Origin of the sequence: Novosphingobium sp. P6W (assembly GCF_000876675.2) — a bacterium.
Lineage (GTDB): Bacteria > Pseudomonadota > Alphaproteobacteria > Sphingomonadales > Sphingomonadaceae > Novosphingobium.
This window is the reverse complement of sequence record NZ_CP030353.1, coordinates 395951-417223: the sequence shown is the minus strand read 5'-3', so window position 1 is coordinate 417223 and position 21273 is coordinate 395951. Positions and strand designations below refer to the sequence as shown.

At 63.5% G+C, this 21273-nt stretch carries 19 protein-coding genes and 1 pseudogene; 9 read left to right on the top strand and 11 right to left on the bottom strand.

Annotated elements, in window-relative coordinates:
• The gene (locus tag TQ38_RS18250) at positions 1-333 is read right to left on the bottom strand and encodes a hypothetical protein (protein ID WP_043981197.1); all 333 of its coding nucleotides are present in this window, start codon (positions 331-333) and stop codon (positions 1-3) included.
• A gap of 164 nt (positions 334-497) precedes the next feature.
• Here TQ38_RS18250 and TQ38_RS18245 point away from each other — a divergent pair, with 164 nt between their 5' ends.
• Positions 498-2240: a sensor histidine kinase gene (locus tag TQ38_RS18245; protein ID WP_043981116.1), complete on the top strand. Its 1743-nt coding sequence runs from the start codon at positions 498-500 to the stop codon at positions 2238-2240.
• Complete coding sequence (locus tag TQ38_RS18240; RefSeq protein WP_043981115.1) at positions 2237-3592, top strand: sigma-54 dependent transcriptional regulator; 1356 nt, start codon at positions 2237-2239, stop codon at positions 3590-3592. The genes TQ38_RS18245 and TQ38_RS18240 overlap by 4 nt, the downstream gene beginning before the upstream one ends.
• A gap of 360 nt (positions 3593-3952) precedes the next feature.
• On the opposite strand, the gene TQ38_RS18235 is transcribed toward TQ38_RS18240, so the two are convergent.
• A complete protein-coding gene (locus TQ38_RS18235) occupies positions 3953-4618 on the bottom strand; it encodes an O-methyltransferase (RefSeq protein WP_043981114.1) in 666 nt (221 codons plus the stop codon).
• Between the two features lie 92 nt (positions 4619-4710).
• Here TQ38_RS18235 and TQ38_RS18230 point away from each other — a divergent pair, with 92 nt between their 5' ends.
• Positions 4711-5346, top strand: coding sequence for a TetR family transcriptional regulator (locus tag TQ38_RS18230; RefSeq protein WP_043981113.1), 636 nt, complete (start codon positions 4711-4713; stop codon positions 5344-5346).
• A gap of 55 nt (positions 5347-5401) precedes the next feature.
• Here the strand turns inward: TQ38_RS18230 and TQ38_RS18225 are convergent, their stop codons facing one another.
• Positions 5402-6271, bottom strand: coding sequence for a helix-turn-helix transcriptional regulator (locus tag TQ38_RS18225; RefSeq protein WP_043981111.1), 870 nt, complete (start codon positions 6269-6271; stop codon positions 5402-5404).
• A gap of 96 nt (positions 6272-6367) precedes the next feature.
• Between TQ38_RS18225 and TQ38_RS18220 the strand changes: the two genes are divergently transcribed.
• The gene (locus TQ38_RS18220; protein WP_043981109.1) at positions 6368-7291 is read left to right on the top strand and encodes an SDR family oxidoreductase; all 924 of its coding nucleotides are present in this window, start codon (positions 6368-6370) and stop codon (positions 7289-7291) included.
• Positions 7292-7587: 296 nt separating this feature from the next.
• Here TQ38_RS18220 and TQ38_RS30035 read toward each other — a convergent pair whose 3' ends face one another.
• The gene (locus TQ38_RS30035; RefSeq protein ID WP_162792286.1) at positions 7588-8349 is read right to left on the bottom strand and encodes a hypothetical protein; all 762 of its coding nucleotides are present in this window, start codon (positions 8347-8349) and stop codon (positions 7588-7590) included.
• 458 nt (positions 8350-8807) lie between these two features.
• Here TQ38_RS30035 and TQ38_RS31470 point away from each other — a divergent pair.
• Together TQ38_RS31470 and TQ38_RS30630 are read left to right on the top strand one after the other, a co-directional pair.
• Positions 8808-9188: pseudogene (locus TQ38_RS31470) on the top strand (transposase); the annotation flags it as partial.
• 53 nt (positions 9189-9241) lie between these two features.
• Entirely contained in the window at positions 9242-9892 is a 651-nt protein-coding gene (locus TQ38_RS30630) for a transposase (RefSeq protein ID WP_205316165.1), read from the top strand.
• A gap of 227 nt (positions 9893-10119) precedes the next feature.
• Here TQ38_RS30630 and TQ38_RS18210 read toward each other — a convergent pair whose 3' ends face one another.
• Entirely contained in the window at positions 10120-10965 is an 846-nt protein-coding gene (locus TQ38_RS18210) for an oxidoreductase (protein ID WP_043981107.1), read from the bottom strand.
• A gap of 49 nt (positions 10966-11014) precedes the next feature.
• On the opposite strand from TQ38_RS18210, the gene TQ38_RS18205 reads away from it, so the two are divergent.
• Positions 11015-11614: a TetR/AcrR family transcriptional regulator gene (locus TQ38_RS18205; RefSeq protein WP_043981105.1), complete on the top strand. Its 600-nt coding sequence runs from the start codon at positions 11015-11017 to the stop codon at positions 11612-11614.
• Positions 11615-11977: 363 nt separating this feature from the next.
• Here TQ38_RS18205 and TQ38_RS18195 read toward each other — a convergent pair.
• From TQ38_RS18195 to TQ38_RS18170, 6 genes are all read right to left on the bottom strand, one after another.
• Positions 11978-13155 (bottom strand): IS3 family transposase gene (locus TQ38_RS18195; RefSeq protein ID WP_113941902.1). Its coding sequence is split into 2 segments (ribosomal slippage): positions 11978-12891 and positions 12891-13155, totalling 1179 coding nucleotides; the frame shifts between segments, so codons are not numbered across the junction.
• A 211-nt stretch (positions 13156-13366) separates the two neighbouring features.
• Positions 13367-13912: a hypothetical protein gene (locus TQ38_RS18190; RefSeq protein WP_082057981.1), complete on the bottom strand. Its 546-nt coding sequence runs from the start codon at positions 13910-13912 to the stop codon at positions 13367-13369.
• Positions 13913-14038: 126 nt separating this feature from the next.
• The gene (locus TQ38_RS18185) at positions 14039-17287 is read right to left on the bottom strand and encodes an error-prone DNA polymerase (protein ID WP_240198133.1); all 3249 of its coding nucleotides are present in this window, start codon (positions 17285-17287) and stop codon (positions 14039-14041) included.
• A gap of 10 nt (positions 17288-17297) precedes the next feature.
• Positions 17298-19124, bottom strand: coding sequence for a DNA polymerase Y family protein (locus TQ38_RS18180; protein ID WP_082057982.1), 1827 nt, complete (start codon positions 19122-19124; stop codon positions 17298-17300).
• Positions 19039-19800: an ImuA family protein gene (locus tag TQ38_RS18175; protein ID WP_240198132.1), complete on the bottom strand. Its 762-nt coding sequence runs from the start codon at positions 19798-19800 to the stop codon at positions 19039-19041. Before TQ38_RS18175 ends, TQ38_RS18180 begins: the two co-directional genes overlap by 86 nt.
• Positions 19784-20425, bottom strand: a complete 642-nt coding sequence (locus TQ38_RS18170; protein WP_162792285.1) for a hypothetical protein — start codon at positions 20423-20425, stop codon at positions 19784-19786. Before TQ38_RS18170 ends, TQ38_RS18175 begins: the two co-directional genes overlap by 17 nt.
• 2 nt (positions 20426-20427) lie before the next feature.
• On the opposite strand from TQ38_RS18170, the gene TQ38_RS18165 reads away from it, so the two are divergent.
• Together TQ38_RS18165 and aac(6') are read left to right on the top strand one after the other, a co-directional pair.
• Positions 20428-20703, top strand: coding sequence for an HU family DNA-binding protein (locus tag TQ38_RS18165; protein WP_043980276.1), 276 nt, complete (start codon positions 20428-20430; stop codon positions 20701-20703).
• An 83-nt stretch (positions 20704-20786) separates the two neighbouring features.
• A complete protein-coding gene (gene aac(6'), locus TQ38_RS18160; protein ID WP_043980278.1) occupies positions 20787-21257 on the top strand; it encodes an aminoglycoside 6'-N-acetyltransferase in 471 nt (156 codons plus the stop codon).
• The last annotated feature ends 16 nt before the right edge of the window (positions 21258-21273 follow it).

Here is a 21273-nt window from a genome sequence, read left to right as displayed (position 1 = left end):
TTACGCCTCATGGCCGGCGCGGCCCGGCGTGCGGCTCCACACCGCACAGCCCATGCCGACGAGCGCCAGAAGAATGCCGAACAGCGCGCTCGTCATCGTGCCCTGCACAAGGTCGGTCGGGTCCGTTGCCACCGGGTGGAGCGAGACGAACAGCAACGGCGTGGTCAGCATCATCACCACCGTCCAAACGCTCCAGAACCGCGAGCGCTGTTCGGTGCCGCACAGTTCGGACAGGAGGATCAACAGCGGTCGCCAAAGGGCAACGACAGCCAGCGTTGCGACCAGCACGGTGAGCGCGTAGGTCAGCAGCAAAGCGGCAATCGGGATCAACATGGCAGGCTCCTTTATGAATGTCGCACCGGGTTGGCGCGGCTTCGCGAGCTCTTCCGCAAGTGGCATGCCAATTGCGTAAACCCGAGCAAGGCCGGGATTTCTGGCGCTCAGAAACGAATGGATGTTAACGGCGTTTACGCAAAACGATGCTAGGACTATCAACGATGGATACAGCAATCGGCATCCCGGCCTTTATCGGCGCGCTTGCGCTGACCGCGATCGCCAGCTTTCTGCTGTCCGGCTTCGTGGTGCTGCGCGCGCAAAACCTTCCCGGATCGTCGCTGCTCGCCGCATTCCTGGCCGGCGTCGGCATCTGGAGCATCGCCCAGGCCGCGCCCGCGCTTTTCGGTCAGCGGGCCGAAGGGCTCACCACCATACTGATCGCCTTCTCCCCCTTGCCCGCTGCGGCCTTTATCCATCTGGTCTTCGCCTTTGCGCTTTGTGGTGCGCTGCGGCCCGTCGCCGTGGCGAGCTATGCCCTTGCCGCTTTCGCCGCGCTGGTCGGCCTGCTCTTCGGCGTCGGGACGGTCGTGCCTTGGCATGGCTTTGCGGGTTTCTTCATCCCTTCGGACGTCGGATGGGGCGTGCTGGGAGTGGCGGGGACCCTGTCGATCGCAGGGCACCTGCGGCTTCTGGGCGTCTGGAAGCGGCAGAACGGCCTTCACGGGCAGCAGGCAGGCGCGGTATTTGTCTCCAGCTTGATCGGCCTTGTCGCGCTTTCCGGTTTTGCCTTTCCCGCCTTCGGGATCGACGCCTACCCCTGGCCGGTGCTGCTGCTGCCGCTCTATTCAGTGGCGCTGGTCTACGGCATCGTGCGCCATCGGTTCATGCTCGCAGATATCTGGGCCCGCCGTGCACTCGTCTGGATACTGCTACTCGCCGGAGCAGGCGCCGCCAGCGTGTTCATAGCTGCCCTGCCACTGGCACTCGCTGGGCGCCCGGCAGGTTTCCTGGCGACCTGGCTCGCGCTGGCGGGCACGCTGCTGCTGGGCTTGGCGATCCTCACGCCGCTCAAGCGTCTGGTGGACCGGATGGTCTTCCCCGGCAGCCGCATCGCCGAAGCGGATATCGCGCAGTGGCGTGACCGCATGGCCGAGGCTACCGACGAAACCGAACTGGCCGCCACCGCCAACGCCCTGCTTCACCGGCACCTCGGTCTGCCGCCCGGTAGCCCCGATCTCCTGCTCGAAGGCGAAACCGTCTCGCTGCGGGGATGGGACGATGCCCCCGCTGGCACGCGCCACACCGCCGAGCGCTTCGCCGCGATCACCGCTGAAAGCGCACGCCGCCTTTCGGCGGCCCGGCGCATGGTCGATGCCGAGCGCGAGGCGCGCCTCGCCGAATTGGGTGCATTGGCGGCCACGGTGGCGCACGACTTGCGCAACCCGCTGGGTATCGTGCAGATGGCCGCCACCGGCGCCCCAGCCGAAGTCCGCGCCGAAATTGGGGAACAAGTCACGCGGATGAATGCGCTGGTCACCGACATTCTCGATTACGCCCGCGCCTGGACCGTTACGCCGCGCGCCCTGCGCGTCAACGACCTGCTCGGCCAGTTTGGCGTGGAGGTTGAGGGCCCACCCGACCTTGAGATTCAGGCCGACCGCATGGCACTGAATCGCGCGCTGGCCAACCTTGTCGACAATGCCCGCGCAATGGGCACCCGCGTCCTGATCGTCACCGAACCGGGCCCTCCCGTCACGATCGACATCTGCGACGACGGGCCGGGCATCGCCCTGGATATTGCGCAATGCCTGTTCCGCCCCTTCGTGTCTCGCCGCCCCGGGGGGACTGGACTGGGCCTTGCCATCGTCCGGCGGATCATGGAGGCGCACGGCGGCACGGTAACGTTGGCCTCGCGGTCGGGGTGGTCCACCTGTTTCCGCCTGACCTTCGGGAGAACACCATGATCCTGCTCGCCGACGACGAACCGGCCTTCCAGCGCCTGACTGCCGGCTGGCTCCGCTCGCTCGGCCATGAGGTGACCACGGCGGGGGACGGCGACGCCGCGCGGCAGGCTTTTGCACAGCACGGCGCCGACGTGGTCCTGCTGGACCTGGCGATGCCCCCGCATCACGATCCCGAGGCCGGGCTTGCCCTCATCCCGGCGTTCGCGCCCGCCCCGGTAGTGGTGATGACGGGGCATGCCGATCAGCCGCTGGCGCTCAAGGCGATTGAGGCCGGCGCGTGGGACTTCCTCGCCAAACCGGTCGATCCCGATATGCTCAGGGTCGTCGTCGAACGCGCCCTCGAACGCGCGCGGCTTGCCCGCGACCTGGCTGCAGCGAAAGCCCTTGAGCATTCGGCAGAGGACATGGGGCTAGTCGGGCAATCCCCGCCGATGACCTCGCTGCGTGACATGATCCGCCGTATCGCGCCCACGGCCCTGCCGGTGATGGTGTTGGGGCCCAGCGGCACCGGCAAGGAACTGGTGGCCCGCGCGATCCACGCCGCATCGCCGCGCGCCGGCCGCGCGCTGGTGCCGGTGCATTGCGGCGCGGTCCCGGCAGACCTGCTGGAAAGCGAGCTTTTCGGCCACCTCAAGGGCAGCTTCACGGGCGCCTATGCCGATCGCCCTGGCCTTGTCGAAACCGCCGCGCACGGAACCCTGTTCCTCGACGAGATTGGCGAGATGCCAGCCACCATGCAGGTCAAACTGCTGCGTTTTCTCGCCGATGGCAGCTACCAGCCGGTCGGCGCCCGCGAGGTTCGCCGCGCTGACGTGCGTATCGTTGCCGCGACCCACCGCGATCTTGCCGCCGCTGTTGGGGACGGCAGTTTCCGCGAGGACCTTTACTACCGCCTGAAGGGCGTCGTGCTGCGGGTCCCGGCGCTGGCAGACCGACCGGGCGACATAGCCCTGTTGGCCCGGCTGTTCCTGCGCCGTGCTAGCGAAGGCCCGGCCAGCTTCGTGCCCGGCGCACTGGACTGGCTGGAAAGTCACGGCTGGCCTGGAAACGTGCGCGAACTGCGCTCGGTCATCGAGTGTGCCGCCGCCCTCGCGCCCAGGAGCGCAAGCGGGTTGACGATCGGCATCGCTGACCTCGCTTTCGCGATGGGAGAGGATCGCGAGCCTGTGCCGAATACCGCAACGCTGCCACCATCCGGCCAGACGCTACAGGATGAGGTGACCGCTCTCGAGCGGCTCCGCATCACCGAAGCTCTCGACCGTACCGGCCACAACCACACGCATACCGCGCGCGAACTCGGCCTTTCGCGGGTCGGCCTGCTCAAGAAAATGGACAGGATGGGCCTACGGTAGAGCCTTCATTTCCTGGGCTCAATCCACAGACCGAAACCATGTAATCTTTCACACTTCTCTTGCGCGCAACGTATTCAATCTCTCGCTTCGTTGCTGACGATGGCGACAGTGACGCTGAACAGACCTTCTGGTTGAGTTGTGCCAATAGGCGAATATGATCGGTTGCCGCAGGATAGCGGACGGGCGGCAATTGGGAACGGAGAATCAGGGGCCGAACGGCCGGAATGGGTCGAGGGCGGCAAAGGCTTCTACGTGCCCATTTTGCCGTCCCGGGCCGCCTTCACAGATTCTGAAGGCGGCCGCTCGTTCATCTGCCGGGAGCGGTTCAGTCGATGGCTCGCTTAGGAGCACTTAGGTCGATCAGCCGATCTTCATGGAAAGCTCGACGTCGTCAGCGAATGGGATCGAGAGATATCCGCCGCCGATCGCACGAACCCGTTCCAGATATTCCGGGCACATATCGGCATTGTCGCAGAGGAGGAGGGCCCCGGGACGCAGGCGGCTCTCCAGGAGGTCGAGGATGTCGTTGTACAGGCCCTTGGCGCCATCGAGCAGGACGAGATCGATGCTCTCGGGCAGATCGCGGCTGAGCGTCACCAAAGCGTCGCCCTCACGGATCTCGACAAGGTCGAGCAGGCCGCCGGCCTCGATGTTCCTTCGGGCCCGCGCGATCTTCGACGGTTCGAACTCGGTGGTGATCACCCGACCGCCGCCATTGTCCCGGATCGCGGCTGCCAGATGCAGCGTCGAGATGCCGAAGGAGGTGCCGAATTCGACGATGGAGCGGGCGTTTCCGAAGCGCGCGAGCACGTAGAGCAGCGAGCCGGCTTCGCGGGAGACAGGAAGGGGGAGATCCTTCATCCGCGTATAGAGATCGAGATACTCGGTCCGGCTTCCCAGCATGGCGTGGGCCTGATCGTCGGTCATGCCGGCGAAAGCTGCGGGGATGTCGACCCGGCTCGCATCGGCCTCGGTGAAGAGGCGGTCAAGCAGGGATGCGACCGGCTCGGAATTCAGGGTCGTCATGTTCTTCTCCGTGATTGTCAGGGCGACCTTGCGCCCGTCTCGAGAATACGATTAATTCGTCGCATTAGTTATTCGCGTTCGGGAGGCTGATCGTGGCAGGTCGTGAAAAACCCGGGATTTCCGTGCGCAAAGCGCCGCGCCAGGCGCGTTCGAACCAGCTTGTAGACGACATTCTGACAGCTGCCGCTCGCGTTCTGGCCGAGCAGGGTGCGCACCGATTTACTACGGCACGAGTCGCGGAGCGGGCGGGGGTGAGTGTGGGCTCGCTCTACCAGTATTTTCCGAACAAGGCGTCGATCCTCTTCCGCCTGCAGACCGACGAGTGGCGCCAGAACGTCGAGCTGCTTTGCGGCATCCTCGAGGACCGATCGAAGCCGCCGCTCGAACGCCTGGGCAATCTCGTCCACGCCTTTGTCCGGTCCGAGCGCGAAGAGGCGGAGATGCGCGTCGCCCTTGCGGATGCTGCCCCTTTTTATCGCGACGCCGAACTTGCGGACGATCCCCGTGAAAGGGCTACCGGGGTCATGCGCGACTTCATGGCGGAGGTGCTCCCCGACCTGCCCGTGGATCGCCGTGAGATCGCGATGGAGACCATCAAGATGACCATGTCGGAAACGGGCAAGCGCATTTCGGAGGAGCGCCATCTGTCTGAGCGGAGCGAAGTGTATGCCGATGCGGTAGCGGACATGTTCTGCGCCTATCTAGATCGCCTTTCGGCCAACGGCTGAGCCGGTCCGTTTCTACGTCATTCGGCCGATCCGGCGTCTTGAGTGGATATCAGCCTCAGCGCCCATGCACAGGCGTGAGTCGGTCGTCATTCCCCTTTGCCGCATCCACTAGCGCACGCACTTTTTCCTCATCGGCGCGGGTTGCGGGATTGTAGACGATCATCCCCAGCTCGGGCCTGCCTTCGACGGCGAAGGATGAAAATTCCAGCTTCACGAGCCCTGCTGCAGGATGACGTATATGCTTCACGCCTTCGCTGTGAGCGACGACGTCATTATCCTGCCACAGCTTTTCAAATTCCGTGCTCAGGCGGCTGAGTTCCTCGACGAGCCTGGCGGCATCCACGCTGCCCTGTGCGCCGGCCCTTGCCATGTCAGCCCGAAACGCGCCAACCACGAACCGTGCAACGCTTTCCCAATCCTCGTTGCGACTGCGCCCTCTGCCATTCGTGAACATCAGCCGCAGGATGTTGCGCTCGCCCAACGGTAGTTGTGAATAGTCGGTGAGCAGCGCCGCAGCGGCCCGGTTCCAGCCCACTACATCCCAGATTGCGTTCTTGATGATCGCCGGGCTCAGCCGCATTCCGTCAAGCACGCGCTGCAATCGCGGGGTGATGCCATCGACCGGACGGTAACGTGCCTCGGGTGGACGCCCAAGGCCGAGCATGTAGAGATGTTCGCGCTCGGGCTCGGTCAGCATAAGCCCTTTGGCGATCCGATCGAGCACATCGGCTGACGGAGCGCCGCCCCGACCCTGCTCCAGCCAAGTGTACCAGGTCGGACTGATGTTCGCGCGGCTGGCAACTTCCTCACGGCGCAGTCCAGGCGTACGCCTGCGACCGCCACCGAACCCAAAGGCTGCGGGGTCCAGTCGCGCGCGGCGGTCCCGAAGATAGGTGCCCAGTCGGTTGGAGGCATCATTGGCCATGAATGATCCTGTTGCACATTATACCATGATAAGGTCACTACTTTAACAGGTTCAAGGCTGCGCCGATACAGTGTCTCCGCAAACAGGAGATTTCTCATGCGCGTGTTTCTGACCGGAGCCACGGGGTTCATTGGCTCGCACATCATTCCGGAACTGCTCAACGCCGGACACGATGTGCTCGGCCTCACCCGTTCTGAAGCCGGCGCCCGCCAACTCGAAGCGGCGGGCGCTGCGGTCCACTTCGGAGATCTGGATCGGCCCGAGACCCTCGCCAGCGGGGCGGCGGCGGCCGACGCAGTAATCCATTGCGCGTTCGACCATAATTTCGAGAACTTCTTCGAGAACACCAGAAAGGACGAGCGCAATATCGCCGCGATCGGCGAAGCCCTGGAGGGAACGCACAAGCCTATCCTGATCACCTCGGGCGTCGGTATCGGCACGCCATTGAATGGCGGCTCTGCAACGGAAGACGTGCTCAATCCGCATCACCCCAATCCCCGCATCGCAACGGAGTTGGCCGGTGCGGCCCTGATCGCGCGGCGGATCGACGTGCGCACGATCCGGCTGCCGCAGGTCCATGATATGGTCAAGGCCGGGCTGATTACGCCCCTGATCGCCGAAGCTCGCCGGGCCGGAGCGGTGGCATACCTTGGCGAGGGGCAGAGCCGCTGGGCCGCGGCGCACGTCAGCGACGTGGCTAATCTGTATGTACTCGCTCTGGAAAGAGGTGAGCCTGGTGCGCGCTATAATGCGGCGGTGGAAGAAGGTGTAACTGCGCGCGCCATCGCCGAGGAGATCGGAAAGGGCACCGGCTTGCCGGTCCGCTCAATCAATGCCGACGAGGTTGAGCATTATTTCGGCTGGATGGCGTCTTTCGCCGGGCTCGACATGATGGGGGCGAATGCCTGGACCCGCGAGCGGCTTGGATGGAACCCGACGGGCACCGATCTGCTCTCGGATCTTGCCGCCATGGATTACTCCGCGCCCTCTGCCGATGCGCCCTCGACCTCCCGATCGTGAACGTGTCCCGTCGTCCAACGGCAAGTGATTTCGCAATTGAAGGAAAGCGGGTCGCGGTGATCGGCGGCGTTGCCCCGATCAGGAGCGGAAGTTCAGCGGCGCGGATTTGAAAGATTTCTGGTGGCGAACCGCCGAAAAAGCGGAAGGTCTGCACCTGGGGAGCCGAATTTTGGCTGTGAACGGCCGGAAAGGGTCGGCCGAAGAAATTACCTTCGCCCGGCTCATCGACCCTTCAACGCGCCCATGGTCAATCCGCCACTGCGCCCTTATTATCATTGTTGCAAAATCAGAAAAATCTATAGGAGAATATTTTTCCAATTTGGTCGTTCAATAAAAGCTGCAACCCAAAATTTCTTGCGAGTTATTGTTGAGCCCGCACGCATTGACCCCGAAGCTATTCCCACGGGATGTGTGGGCAGTACACCAAGCATCGCCTTGCTGTAGTTTTCAGGATTTGCGTCCAATTCGCGAGGCAGCAATTTCTTCATAAAGTTAAGGAATTGACCCTTTATAATTTTATCTTCTTTACGAATCTGTGCAACGATGCCGGCCTCCCTCCATAAAACTAGCACTGACTTGCTTAAGTCATAGCCAAGCACCGATTTTTTTATGACATTTGATTTGCTATTTTGAATCTGATCCTCAATATCACTTATGGTTATTGAGCTAAGTTTTTTTGCATCAGAACTGATGCTGCCTGCCATTACCTTATCTGTTTTTTTATACTTCATTTCAATGGCAACAACACTGTGATGCTGGTGGTTTACCAATATGAAATCGACACATTTGGGTGCGCCCCGTGCGCCAGGTAGACGGGGAAGAGGAAATTCCCCCTCAACTTCATATCCTCGCCCTTTTGCAATCGCTTCGAGTGGCTTCGCAAGCTCCGCTTCGCGCAAATTATCAACCCCGGCTCGCATCTGCTCAAATGTGAGCCAACCGGCAATTCCGCTGGTAATTTGATGAATCAGTCTACTCAAAGCCAGCGCCTCCCGATGAATCGCCGCGCGCATACACTTTAAGTGAATGATATTTAAGTGATAAATTTCCTGAAACACCTCTCTCGCCCTGCTACACTTATGGGATAGCAATATTTGCTGATGAATGGCCTCCCTTAAGTGATTGACTACCCTACATTTGCCCCCGCACCCACGCCGTGGTTACGCGCTGATTGACGCGCTCAGGGCGTTAAATGAGAAAAGTTGACGGTCCGGTCGTGGTGCTTGAAGATCCCCGCCTGGATGTCTTGAATGGGTCGGTAGGCGGCACTGGCGTGTGTCGTGGGGAAGGTTGTGTAACCAGAGGTATGGAAATTCATTTGGGTCGGGACCGTTAAGCCGGTGCCGGGGCATGCCCCGGCACCGGCTGCCCATCTTCAGCATTCCATGGAGTCACTACCCAACCATGGAGCAGACGAAGGGACAAACGCGACGATACAGCGATTGAGGCAGTTCTGGAACAGTTGATCGAACACGGCCCCGAAGGGATTGCGGCCGTGTTCGCGCGCACCTTCGAGATGGCGATGCGCATCGAGCGTGAACGCTTTCTGGGCGCGCAGCGCTATGAGCGAACGCCCGACCGGCGTGGCTATGCGAACGGCTACAAGCCCAAGCGGATCGATACGCCAGCGGGCACAGTGCATGTGGCAGTCCCCAAGACCGCCGGTCATGACGGGCAGCCTTTCTACCCGCAATCGCTGGAGCGTGGGTGCCGCTCCGTGCGCGCGGTCATGCTGGCGGTGGCGGAGATGTACGTGAAGGGTGTTTCCACCCGACAGACCGAGGCGGTGCTGCGCGAATTTGGCATCGAGGGAATGTCCTCTTCGCAGGTCAGCCGCGCTGCGGCCCTGCTTGACGAGGAGCTGGAGGCGTGGCGGACCCGGCCACTGGGCGAGATCCGTTACCTCATCCTCGACGCGCGGTACGAGAAAATGCGCCAGGGCGGCGTTGTGTGCGCGATGCTGCGGTATTCTCTGCGATCGGGATCGGATCTGACGAGCGCCGCCGGGTGCTCGGTGTCAGCGTCGCCCTGTCGGAGGCTGAGGTCCACTGGCGCGGCTTCCTCGATGATCTGGTCGCCCGCGGCATGCGGGGCGTCGAATTCATCGTGTCGGATGATCATGCAGGCCTGCGCGCCGCTCGCCGGGCGGTACTCGGGTCGGCCACCTGGCAGCGCTGCCAGTTCCACCTCGCCGCCAATGCTATCCATCACGCCCCCAACGTCGCCATCCGCGCTCGCATCGGCTCAGAACTGCGCAGCGTCTGGAACGCCGGCTCGCTGGCAAAGGCACAGGCCGCGCTCGACGAGCTCGTCGCGGGCTATTGCAAAACCGCGCCCAAGCTCGCCAGGTGGCTCGAAAACGCCATCCCCGAAGGCCTGGCTGTCTTCGCCCTGCCTGAGCACCACCGCCGGCGACTGCGAACCTCAAACCCGATCGAGCGCGCCGTCCAGCAGGAACTCAAGCGCCGCACCGTAAAGGTCAGGGTCTTCCCCAACGAACAGGCGCTCCTGCGCCTCGTCTCCGCCGTTCTCGTCGAAATCGACGAAACATGGGCCTGCGACAACAAGGCCTACATCAAATGGGAATGCCGGGATGCGTGATCCCCACCCGATTCAATTTCCATACGTGAGGTTGCTCAATCGTGGGGAAGGGCGGTAGTGGCAGGTCGCGACCAATTTACGACTCTCCGTGATGGCGATGTGGACGGCAGATTTCTCCAAAATCTGTCGCCTCTTTCACGAAATCGGTATGGCAGCGGTGCGCCTTTCATCTGGCGCCTTGGCCTACGGATGCGTGCCGCAAACCGGAATTTCGTCTGCAGCCTCAATTAGGCGTCGAAGCCGGTCGACCGAGAAAGCGGCTCCCAACGACTAACCTCTGCCCGCATATTGTCCAGTTTCTGATCGACCAGTCCGAGAGCATCTTCGCCCAGGAACAACCGAGCCGGCGGGTCCTTCTCCTCAACGATCGCCAGCAGCGCCTGCGCTGCCTTGTCCGGATCATTCGGCTGATTGCCGCTCTTCGCCTGCCGGCCAGCCCTTATGGGATTCATCACCGAGTCATAATCCGCGATGCTGCGCGGCGTCCGATCCATCGAGCGGCCAGCCCAATCGGTGCGAAACTGCCCAGGCGCCAGCGTCGTCACTTTTATGCCGAACGCCGCGACCTCCTTGCCGAGCGCTTCGGAAATTCCCTCCAGCGCAAACTTGCTGCCGCAATAGAAGCTGATCCCCGGCATGGTGATGAACCCGCCCATCGAGGTTACGTTGACGATATGCCCGCTGCGACGCTTGCGCATACCGGGCAACACCGCCTGCATCATCGCCACCGGGCCGAACACATTCGCGGCAAACTGCCGCTTGAGATCGTCCATCGACGATTCCTCAAGCACGCCTTCATGGCCGTAACCAGCGTTGTTCACCAACACATCGACAGGACCGACATCATGCTCGGCTGCGGCTACCACCGAAGGAATGGAAGCGAAGTCAGTCACGTCCAGCAGCAGGGGGCTCGCCCGGTCCGGTGCGAGTGTAGCGAATGCGTTCGCGTCTTCCTGGCGCCGCACCGTGCCGATGACCCGGTGACCGGCCTTCAAAGCACCTTCAGCAAATGCTCGGCCCAGCCCGGAGCTGACGCCACTGATGAGAAAGATTTTCTGTCTATTATCTGTCACGCGTACGCTCCTGCAGGACAACCTAATTATATCATGATATAGTTATGCGATGAGCGAAGACAAGATGGGAACAGGTACGAAGCGCCGGGGCGAGCCGGTGCGCCAGCGCGTGCTCGACGCGGCAGAGCGTCTGCTGCGTGACGGCAAGGCAGAGTTCTCGATGCGTGATCTTGCTTCGGAAGCGGGGGTCAGCTTCGCAACACCATTCAATCAGTTCGGCAGCAAGCCGGCCATGATGCACGCGCTCTCAGCGCGCCGCATAGACGCGATGATGACGCGCTTCAGTGAGATGCCGCAGCCATCGCATGCCGCCTACCGTGTAGCGCTCGCTATCGACATTGCGGTGGCGGTCATGCTCGACGAGCCGGTCGTGAACCGCGCAGTGATGGCCTGGATAGGGACCGGCAGCGCGGCGTCGGGTGAAGTCAGATCGAATTCCACCGCCTTATGGGCGCAAGCCCTGGGCGACGGGACAGGCCTGCCTTCGCTCCGCCGAGATGAGGCATTTCGCATCCTGCCTGGGCAACTCGCGCTCGCTTTCCGGGGCGCGCTGTCCTTCTGGACCGCTGGCGAACTCGCCGATGAGGAACTCGGCCCGGCTGCGCGGCAGATCGCCGACACCCTCCTTCAAGCATATTCATTCGACTAGAAATCGGATGCCGGAGCGCTGGAAGCGTGCGAGCAACGAAGAACGCCGCTCCTTGCGTGACGCCGCCGTTCGCGCCGCGCGTGCCGAACGAACGGTCCGGCCAACCACTCACAATACTGAACAGACACAATTCAATCCTGTAAGTTCACGATCATCTGTGATCGGCCGATATGCTCGCCGATGACACATGCAACACTGATCGTCACCTGCAGCGGTGGCACCTACTTCGATCGCGACCATTACGTCGATGTCCACCTGCCGTTGGCGCTTGCCTGCTGGCAGCGGCACGGGCTGGAGAGCGCCTCCGCCTTTTTCCCGCGTGACGCCAATGATCTGCCCCCACCGAGTGGACCGTTTGGTTTGTTAGTGGATTAAGCCCATCGCCGCCATATCCGGTCGGAGGTGGAGCGAAGCGGAACCGGAGGCCGGATATGGCGGTGTCGCCGTTTCCGGTGCCGGTGGTCGGTATCCCAGACTGCTATGCGGGCGGACGGTGTTGTAATGCCGCCGCCAAGCTTCGATCAGCACCTTGGCTTCGGCGAGGCTGTAGAAGATCTCGCCGTTGAGCAGTTCGTCGCGAAGCGACCCGTTGAAGCTTTCGTTATAGCCATTCTCCCATGGTGATCCCGGCGTGATGTAGAGCGTCTTCACGCCGATCTGCCCCAGCCATTGCTGGACGGCGGTCGCGATAAATTCGCTGCCATTATCGGACCGTATATGTGCCGGAGGGCCGCGCGAGATGAACAGGTCGGCTAAGGCCGCCAGAACATCCTCATGCCTGAGCCGACGCGCCACGACGAGCGCCAGGCACTCCCGGCTGGCCTCATCGATGATGGTCAGGATGCGGAACTTGCGGCCATCATGCGTGCGCCCTTCGACGAAGTCGTAGGCCCATACATGTCCCGGATATTCCGGCCGCAGGCGGATGCAGGATCCGTCATTGAGCCATAGACGCCCGCGCTTTGGCTGGCGCTGCGGGACTTTCAGTCCTTCACGCCGCCATATCCGCTCGACACGTTTATGGTTCACCGTCCACCCTGCATGGCACAGCAACGCCGTGACCCGGCGGTAGCCGTAACGACCATATTGCTTCGCCAATGCAATGATGTCCTCGGTCAGTGCCTGTTCGTCATCCGCCCCGCGCGGCATCTTGCGCTGCGTCGATCGATGCTGACCCAGCACCCGGCATATCCGTCGCTCGGATACCCGGACTGGCAGATCCCGTCGTACCTGATCGATGCAGCGCCGCCGCCGCGCGGGGCTCAGAAGTTTCCCCGTGCAGCCTCCTGCAGGATCAGCTTGTCCAGCGTCAGGTCCGAGATCGCCCGGCGCAGCCGCTGGTTCTCCTTCTCCAGATCCTTCATCCGCCGCGCCTGATCGGTCTTCAGGCCGCCATACTCCTTGCGCCACCGATAATAGGTCTGCTCGCTGACCGCGATCCGCCGGCATGCCTCGGCAGTCGAGGCTCCCTGCGCTAGCACAATCTCAACTTCACGCAGCTTGCCGATGATCTCTTCCGGCTTGTGCTTCTTGCTCGGCATTCAATGCCCCTTTCATGGTCCAGACTATCATAGTCTCTGGGCCACTCAGCGGGGGGCAGATCAGACGCCGATCTACAATTGGGAGAGAGATTCCCGGTTGTGGTGAAGTCTATTTGGCGGCGGGACCGCCGCGCATCTCAGTCACTATGAGCAGCGCGCCGTGGGGAGGATGAAAGTTCTTCGCTGCAAGCCTGGCACCTTCTCTGGAGGGTCACGCGATAGCTCCAAGGGCTTCTTCCGTGACGGTGTACACCGCTTGGCGCTGAGCACCTCGATTTTGATGATCGACGCGGTAGCCCTGGTAGTGACGCCGCACCAAGCCTGCACGGACTAATTCCGATACTGCTCGACTCACGTTCGTTAGTGCGGAGTGGCGGAGACGCTGCTCAACTGTTTCACGGACAAGTATTTCAGCTTGATCGGCATCAGCAGGCATCAAACCGCGCGCGAGCAAGTCGGAGCGAACTCTCTCGATCACTGCCGCACGTCTGGAATCGTGGTGAGCGACCGGCATCAGGGCGTCGCACAACCATTCTCTGATCGGGACCAACTTGCCCCCTTCGCTAACATATGGACCAGCGGACCCGGTAGCGGAACTCGCCTGCGCAATCAGATTGAGCACCATGTAGCTGTAGCGGGGGCGTTCGCACACATCAGTCAGGCGCCTGAGCATGCCAGGCAACGTGAGCGGACCACTCGACACTCGGGCTGCGGGCATCGGCTCTACGGCGGCCGTAAAAAGATCAGGCTGGAACATATCAGGAATCAAGCACACCCGGACTCCGGTGTGAATCCCCAAACGACGCTCAAGTGCGAATAACCAGCTGTGGCACTTTACCAGCGGGTAAAGTGCCACAGCTGGTTCTTTGTGGGAGATCAGCCCTCAATGAAAATCCCGGGACCGGATCCTCATCTCGGAAGCCCCGATCACGCCGCGTTCCTGCGTACGATCGCGCGCGTCAGGCCCACCTCCGTGCGTCGCACCGTCGCCAGGCCCCGCCCGAAACGGAAATTCCTTGTCGCCGATCCCGCGGAGCAGGGGTGTATAGTCGATCACCTTGTCGATGATGATGTGGGTGACGATGCCTTCGCGCTGCAACCGGCCCTTGAGCCCGACCATTGCCGCCGACAGTACTGTGCGCCGCTGCGCTTCAAAACGGTCGGGCCACAGAATGCCATTCGCGACCCCGGTTTCATCCTCGATGGTGATGAACAGCACCCCTTTGGCTGAGCCCGGCTTCTGGCGTACCAGAATGATCCCTGCGACCTCGACATGCCCGCCATCCTTGACCTGATCGAGCTGCGCCGCAGTCTTGATGCCGCGGCGGTTCAGATCCTCGCGGAGGAAGTGCAGGGGATGCGCGCGTAGCGACAGCTGGATCGTGCGATAGTCTTCCACGACCTCACGCCCTTTACTCAGCGGCTCCAGCGCTACTAGCGGCTCCTCACTCTCAGGACTGCAGTGGCCTTCCCGAGCATCCGCCGCTGCGAACAGCGGCAACGGCGCTTCACCCAGCCCCTTCGCGCGCCAGAGTGCCAGCCGGCGATCCTGGGCCAGGCTGTGGAAGGCATCCGCATCCGCGAGCTTCTCGATGGCTGCGGCCGGGACGCCGGCACGGAGCCATAGCGCTTCGGGACTTTCGTAGGGATCGCTGCCGCGCGCCGAGACGATCATCGCGCCATGAAGGTTGGAAAGGCCCCGCGCCATACGCAGCCCAAGGCGGACGGCCAGATAGCGGCCTCGTGTCTCCTCCAGCGTGCAGTCCCAGCGGCTCCGGTTGATGCAGGGGGGCAGGACTTCGACACCGTGGCCCCGCGCGTCGCGCACGATCTGGGCAGGGGCGTAAAAGCCCATGGGCTGCGCGTTGAGCAAAGCGGCGCAGAAGACATCGGGATGATGGCATTTCATCCAGCTGGAGGCATAGGCGATCTTGGCGAAGCTGGCCGCATGGCTCTCCGGAAACCCGTACGAGCCAAAACCCTCGATCTGTTTGAAGGTGCGTTCGGCAAAGTCGCGCGGATAGCCGCGTCCCACCATGCCTTCGACCAGCTTGTCGTAAAAGTGGCTGACGCCGCCGGTGAACTTGAATGTCGCCATGGCGCGGCGCAGTTGATCGGCTTCCGCTGCCGTGAAACCCGCGCCGACAATCGCGACCTTCATGGCCTGCTCCTGGAACAGCGGCACACCCAACGTCTTCTCGAGGACCGCGCGCAGTTCGGGGCGGGGGTACTGGGCGGTCTCTTTGCCCTCGCGCCGGCGCAGATAAGGATGGACCATGTCGCCCTGGATCGGTCCTGGCCGGACGATCGCGACCTCGATCACCAGATCATAGAACTTGGTGGGCTTGATGCGCGGCAGCATCGACATCTGCGCCCGGCTTTCGATCTGGAAGACGCCCAGTGTATCCGCCTTCTGGATCATCGCGTAGACCTTGGGGTCATCGTGCTGCAGTGACGCTGAGGCCATTCCCATTGCGATGCCGCGGTGCTCTTCGAGCAGCGCGAAGGCACGACGCATGCAGCCCAGCATACCGAGGCCCAGAATATCGACCTTCATGAACTTGAGCGCGTCAATGTCGTCCTTGTCCCACTCGATGATCTGGCGGTCAGCCATGGCCGCTGGTTCGATCGGCACCAGCTCGTCGAGCCGGTCGGAGGTCAGCACAAAACCGCCCGGATGCTGCGAGAGGTGGCGCGGGGTACCGATCAGTTCGCGCGACAAGTCGAGCGTCAAGGCGAGACGCGGATCGGTGGTATCAAGGTTGAGCTCGCGCGCCTGTTCGTCGCTGACGCCGTCGACCGACCAGCCCCAGACCAGGCCGGCGAGACCGGCCGTCATGTCCTCGGGCAAGCCCAGCGCCTTGCCGACCTCCCGCACCGCGCCGCGCGCCCGGTAGCGCGTCACCACTGCGGTGAGCGCTGCCCGGGTTCGGCCATAAGTTTCGTAGATCCACTGGATGATCTCCTCGCGCCGCTCGTGCTCGAAGTCGACGTCGATGTCGGGCGGCTCCTTGCGCTCGCCCGAGACGAAGCGTTCGAACAGCAGTTCGTGCTTGATCGGATCGATGGAGGTGATGCCCAGGACGAAGCACACGCAGCTGTTCGCGGCCGAACCCCGCCCTTGGCACAGGATCTTGCGGCGCCGGGCCTCCGCAACGATCGAGTTCACGGTCAGGAAGTACGGTGCGTAGCTGAGGCCTTCGATCAAGCGCAGCTCATGGCGGAGCTGTTTGGCGTAGGCGTCGGGCACGCCATCTGGAAACATCCGGCCGGCCGCTTCGCGGGTCAACCGCTCCAGCAACGCTTGCGGGGTTTCGCCGGGACTGGCTTCCTGGGGATACTGGTACTCCAGCTGACCAAGATCGAACCCGCAGGCGGCCGCAATATCGGCAGTGGCGGCCAAGGCGTCAGGGTACCGCGCAAATCGGCGCTCCATTTCGGTGCCGGATTTCATCTGCCGGTCGGCATAGCGCTCGCGTCTGAAACCCAGCGCGTCGATCGTGGTCCGATGGCGGATGGCGGTGACAACATCCTGGAGCATCTTGCGATCGTTGCTGTGATAAAGGACGTCGCCCAGCACGACCGAGCGCACGCCCGCTTCGCGGGCCTGGGCATCGAGTTCGAAGATACGCATCGCGTCGTTGGGGCGCCGGCGCAGCGCCAGGCCCATGTAGCCGCACGTCCCGAAGATCGCAGAGAGCCGCGCCAGGGCAGCAGCATTGGCGTCGTCCGGCAGATCCGGAACCAGGATGGCGATCAGGCCTTCGCTCCAGTCCGCCACATCTTCCCAGCGCAGCTCGCATTTGCCCTTACCCGCGCGAGCCTTCCCCAGTGTGAGCAGGCGAGTGAGACGTGACCAGGCGGCTCGGTCGGTCGGATAGACCAGCAGGCTGGTACCACAGGCGAGGTCGAGCCGGCAGCCGGGGATCAACCGCACGCCCGTGGTCTTTGCCGCCTCCCACGCGCGCACGACACCCGCAACGGAGTTGCGATCGACAATGCCCAGGGCAGGTATGCCCAGGTACGCGGCCTGCGCGAGCAGCTCTTCGGCCGAGGACACCCCGCGCAGGAACGAGAAGTGCGTGGTCACCTGCAGCTCGACGTAGACCGATGATGTCGGTGCGCTGTTCACCCGACGATGCTCACCCGAAGATGCCGTGCACATGCCACGAGAGGTCGCCCGAACGCAGATCCTCGCCGTCACCGCGGCGGAAGACCCACAAGCGCTCGCCGCGCTCGTTCTCCACCCTAAAATAATCGCGAACCGCGTAGCTTTCGCCCGTCCGGCGCCACCACTCTCCGGCGATCCGCTCCGGGCCATCGGCCCGCACGATGCTGTGCGTGATGCCGCGCCACACGAAGCGCTTGGGCGGTTGATCGGGAAGTTCCGACAGAACGTTGGCGATCCGCTCCGGGCGCGCCAGGATGCGGGCCGGGCGAGGCCAGTGCGTAGGCCAGCAGACGGCGGCTTGCGTCGGCGCGATCCGGCCGATGCTGCGCTCGGGCACGTCGCTCTCGCGCATCGTCGAGCGATAGATGGCACCGCGGCCGAGCCGGGTGACGATCTGGTCGATCAGCAGGGCGACGTCCGCGTCTTCGCCGAGGCCGAGGTCCGCGCCCAAGGCAACGGCGCCGAGCGGCTCGGTCCTCAGTGCCACGAGGCTCATACGTTCGATGCCGAAACCGGGTTCGATCGTCTCGATCTTCATGCCCAGCAATCGCAGCATGTGGGGCACGTCCCGGGTACCCCGCGCGGTGCCCACCGTAACTATCTGCTCTTCACGATCGACACGTTCGCACACCAGGCGCAGCAGGCGTACGCCCAGTCCGCGCGCGAGAAGGTCATGCGCCAGGCGATTGGCGAGTTCGGCCATGGCATGGGCGATCGGCTCTGCCGCGCCGATCGGCTCTGCGAAGCGGCGTTCGACTTGCGGCACATCGAACGGCACGACGCCGACGAGCGGCTCGGCCACCCGCCCGGTCGCCTGGTCGAGACGGGTCAGCAGGCTGGCACCGAACCTGCGGCTCAGCGGCGCGCGCGGCATCGCTACGAGATCATTGATCCGTTCAATCCCGAGGCGCTTTGCGGTTTCATGCTGCCGGGGTTCGAGGCGCAGAGCCGCAACGGGCAGGGTTCCGATCGCGGCGAGTTCCCCGTGGAGGGGGCAGATGGTCACACGCTGTGACCCGTAACGGGCCAGCGCATGCGCCGTGCCCGCGGTGCCGGCGATGGCGATCCGGGCATCGAGGCCGATGCGGCTACAGAAGCGGACTATCCGCCGCGCCATCTGCTCTTCGCCGCCATAGAGGTGCGGCACGCCGGTGAGATCAAGCAGCAGGCCATCAGGCGCATCGACCTGCGCGGTGGGGCTCCAGCGCCGCACGGCATAAAGCGCCAGCCGTTCCAGCTCGCGCAGGTCACCGGCCGGATCATCGTCCTGCACATCAAGTTCGGGTACCAGAGCCCGCGCCTGTGTCAGCGCCATGCCGGAATAGAGCCCAAGCGCGAGTGCCGAGCTATCCGCGGCGGCAATGATCACCCGCTGGCGGTCGGTCTTTCTTGTGACCAGGGGAGGGGCAGTAACATCGCCGGACAGCGCGGGTTGCGCGGCGGATCCGGGCGTCCTCGCCCCGTCCCTCTGGCGATCGCTTTTGAAAGGATTGTCCGCGGCCTCCGAACGGCGCCCGAGCTCGCGCGGCGATGGCCGCTGGTGCGCCGGCAGGCTGTCGATATCCTTGCCGGGCGCGGCCATGGCTGCGCCAGCGCCTGACCCTTGCGCCCAGCGCGCGCCAGGCCGCCACCCGCCGCCGCGGGGGCACGAGCATGACGAGCCGTCTTCGGGCTCGAAGCCGGAAACGGGCAAGGGCTGAGGTTTAACCTGTTCAGGCGGCCTGCCGGTCCTCGCGGCGTCGCGGCGCAGCCGATCGACGGCGAGGCTCGGCAGGAACAGCGAGGCAACCCGTCGCATCGCAGCCCTCCAATAGCCAGGATTGAGGATCGCCGCCCCGCTGGCGAACCAATGAGACCTGCCAGCGTGCCCGGCCAACGCCAGGCACCGGCAACGCCTCAGACGGTGCGCAGGCGATACGCCAGCGGGTGACGGCGGATGATGGCTGGGCGAGCGGATCTTCAGCAGCGCGCCGCCAGCGGCGCAGCAGCAGCGCCATGGTGCCGCCTTCTTCCGCTGCCAGTTGCAAGCGGCGGGTCGCGGTCATGCCGATACGCGCGGCTTCACAGACCACGGCGGCAAGGCCGCCATGGCGCAGCGCCTCTTCCATGACGGCCAGCGCATCGGCATCCCGCCCCGCTTCGACCTGGATCAGCCGGCTCGCCGGGATACCCGCGCCGGCGAGGCCCGGCGCGAAAAGGTCCGGGCGCTCCATGATCCACAGGACATCGCCCTGCGAGGCGCGGGCTGCGATCCCGCCCGCGAACAGGGTTGCGGCGGCATCGTCGCCCAGGGCGGCCGTTTCTCCGGCGATCTCATGCAGGGCCGAACTCGCCAAACCCCGGCTCGCAAGCTTGTCGTCGATCCCTACAATGCCGAACGGAAGCGAAGGCGCGTCCGTGCGTGATACCGGCGCGATTGCCTGGACCTGGGCAATGAGAGACTGCAGTCTTTCCGACTTAGCTGTGCTTGTCATGGTGCTCACCGGACCTAAAGTTCGCTGTATGTTCTTCTCGTCCTAACGCCGCGCCGCCGCAGACAGATCCCGTGAGACAATGCGGTTCAAGGGGATCCTGGAAATCGGGGCCGCCGAAGAGGGGACCGCCTTCCTCAATCGGCCGGGCATTGTCTGCGGTGTCGCACGAGCCGCGCCAGGTCACGATGAAGCGGCGTTCTATCGCAGCTGCAATCCGCTCGGAGAATTCCACTTTGGCGCCGCGCGCTTTGGCGGGATTACGGTCCGCGAAAGACCGGCGCAGCCATGCGGGCGCAAGCGAGAGCGCAATGGCGATGTCCACGCGCAGCTGGTGCGCCCGGCCGAGACGCTCCCGGCCTTCGGGGACGTCGATATCATCCGGCAGGGGGTGGTCAGGCGAATCCATAAGCAATGGAACATACAGCGAACATACCGGCCGCGCGAGGCGTTTGATCGCGCCTCGATATCCACAGGCTGTGGACAAGCGGTAGTATGGCAGTGCCGGGTGCCGGCGGAACCCTTGATCTGCGGCGGGTTTGAGCCATGCTGGCGGGGCTAGCGCGGCTTGCCAATTGGCCAAGACGCGCGGGCGCACAACGATTTCAAACTTCGACAGGACGAACACGAATGAATAACAATGACCTCGCCGACGCCATCGCCTCGGCTCACGACCTGACCAAGGCTGATGCGCGCAAGGTTGTAGACGGCGTGTTCGACGCCATCGCCGAGGCGGCCAGCAAGGGCGAGGAAATCTCGCTCAATGGCTTTGGCAAGTTCAAGGTCAAGGACAGCCCGGAGCGCGAAGGCCGCAATCCCGCGACTGGCGAGGCCATGACCATCAAGGCGTCGAAGAAGCTCGCTTTTACGCCGGCCAAGGCGATGAAGGACAAGCTGAACGGCTGATCTGAGGCAGTGCGGCGCTCTGGACCTCAGAGCGCCGCACCGCAAACAGCGTCCGACCCGATGACGATGGAAGAGCGTTCGGCATGATGGTGCGGATTGAAGTAGCTGGGGAACACAACCTCGACGACTGGGCCAATCTGCGGGCGGCGCTCTGGCCGGTCGCCGACGCGGCGGACCACCGCGACGATCTTTTGGAGGCGCTGTCCGAGCCGGGCTCGTTGATCGGCTTTCTCGGGCGCAATGCCGCGGGCGAGGCGGTTGGTTTTGCAGAGGCAGCGCTGCGCAGTGATTACGTCAATGGCTGCGACACCAGTCCGGTCGCCTTCCTCGAAGGGCTATATGTCGCCGAGAGCAGCCGCCGGCTCGGCGTCGGCCGGGGGCTGATCGAAGCGGTCGAGGCTTGGGCCCGCAGCATGGGATGCCGTGAACTGGCCTCCGATGCCCTGCTCGAAAACACCGCCGCGCACGACGTGCATGCCGCGCTTGATTTTGAGGAAACCGAGCGCGTGGTCTACTTCCGCAAAGTGCTGGATGAGGCGCCAACTCTGAGCTGAAAGAAACTCGCCTCGG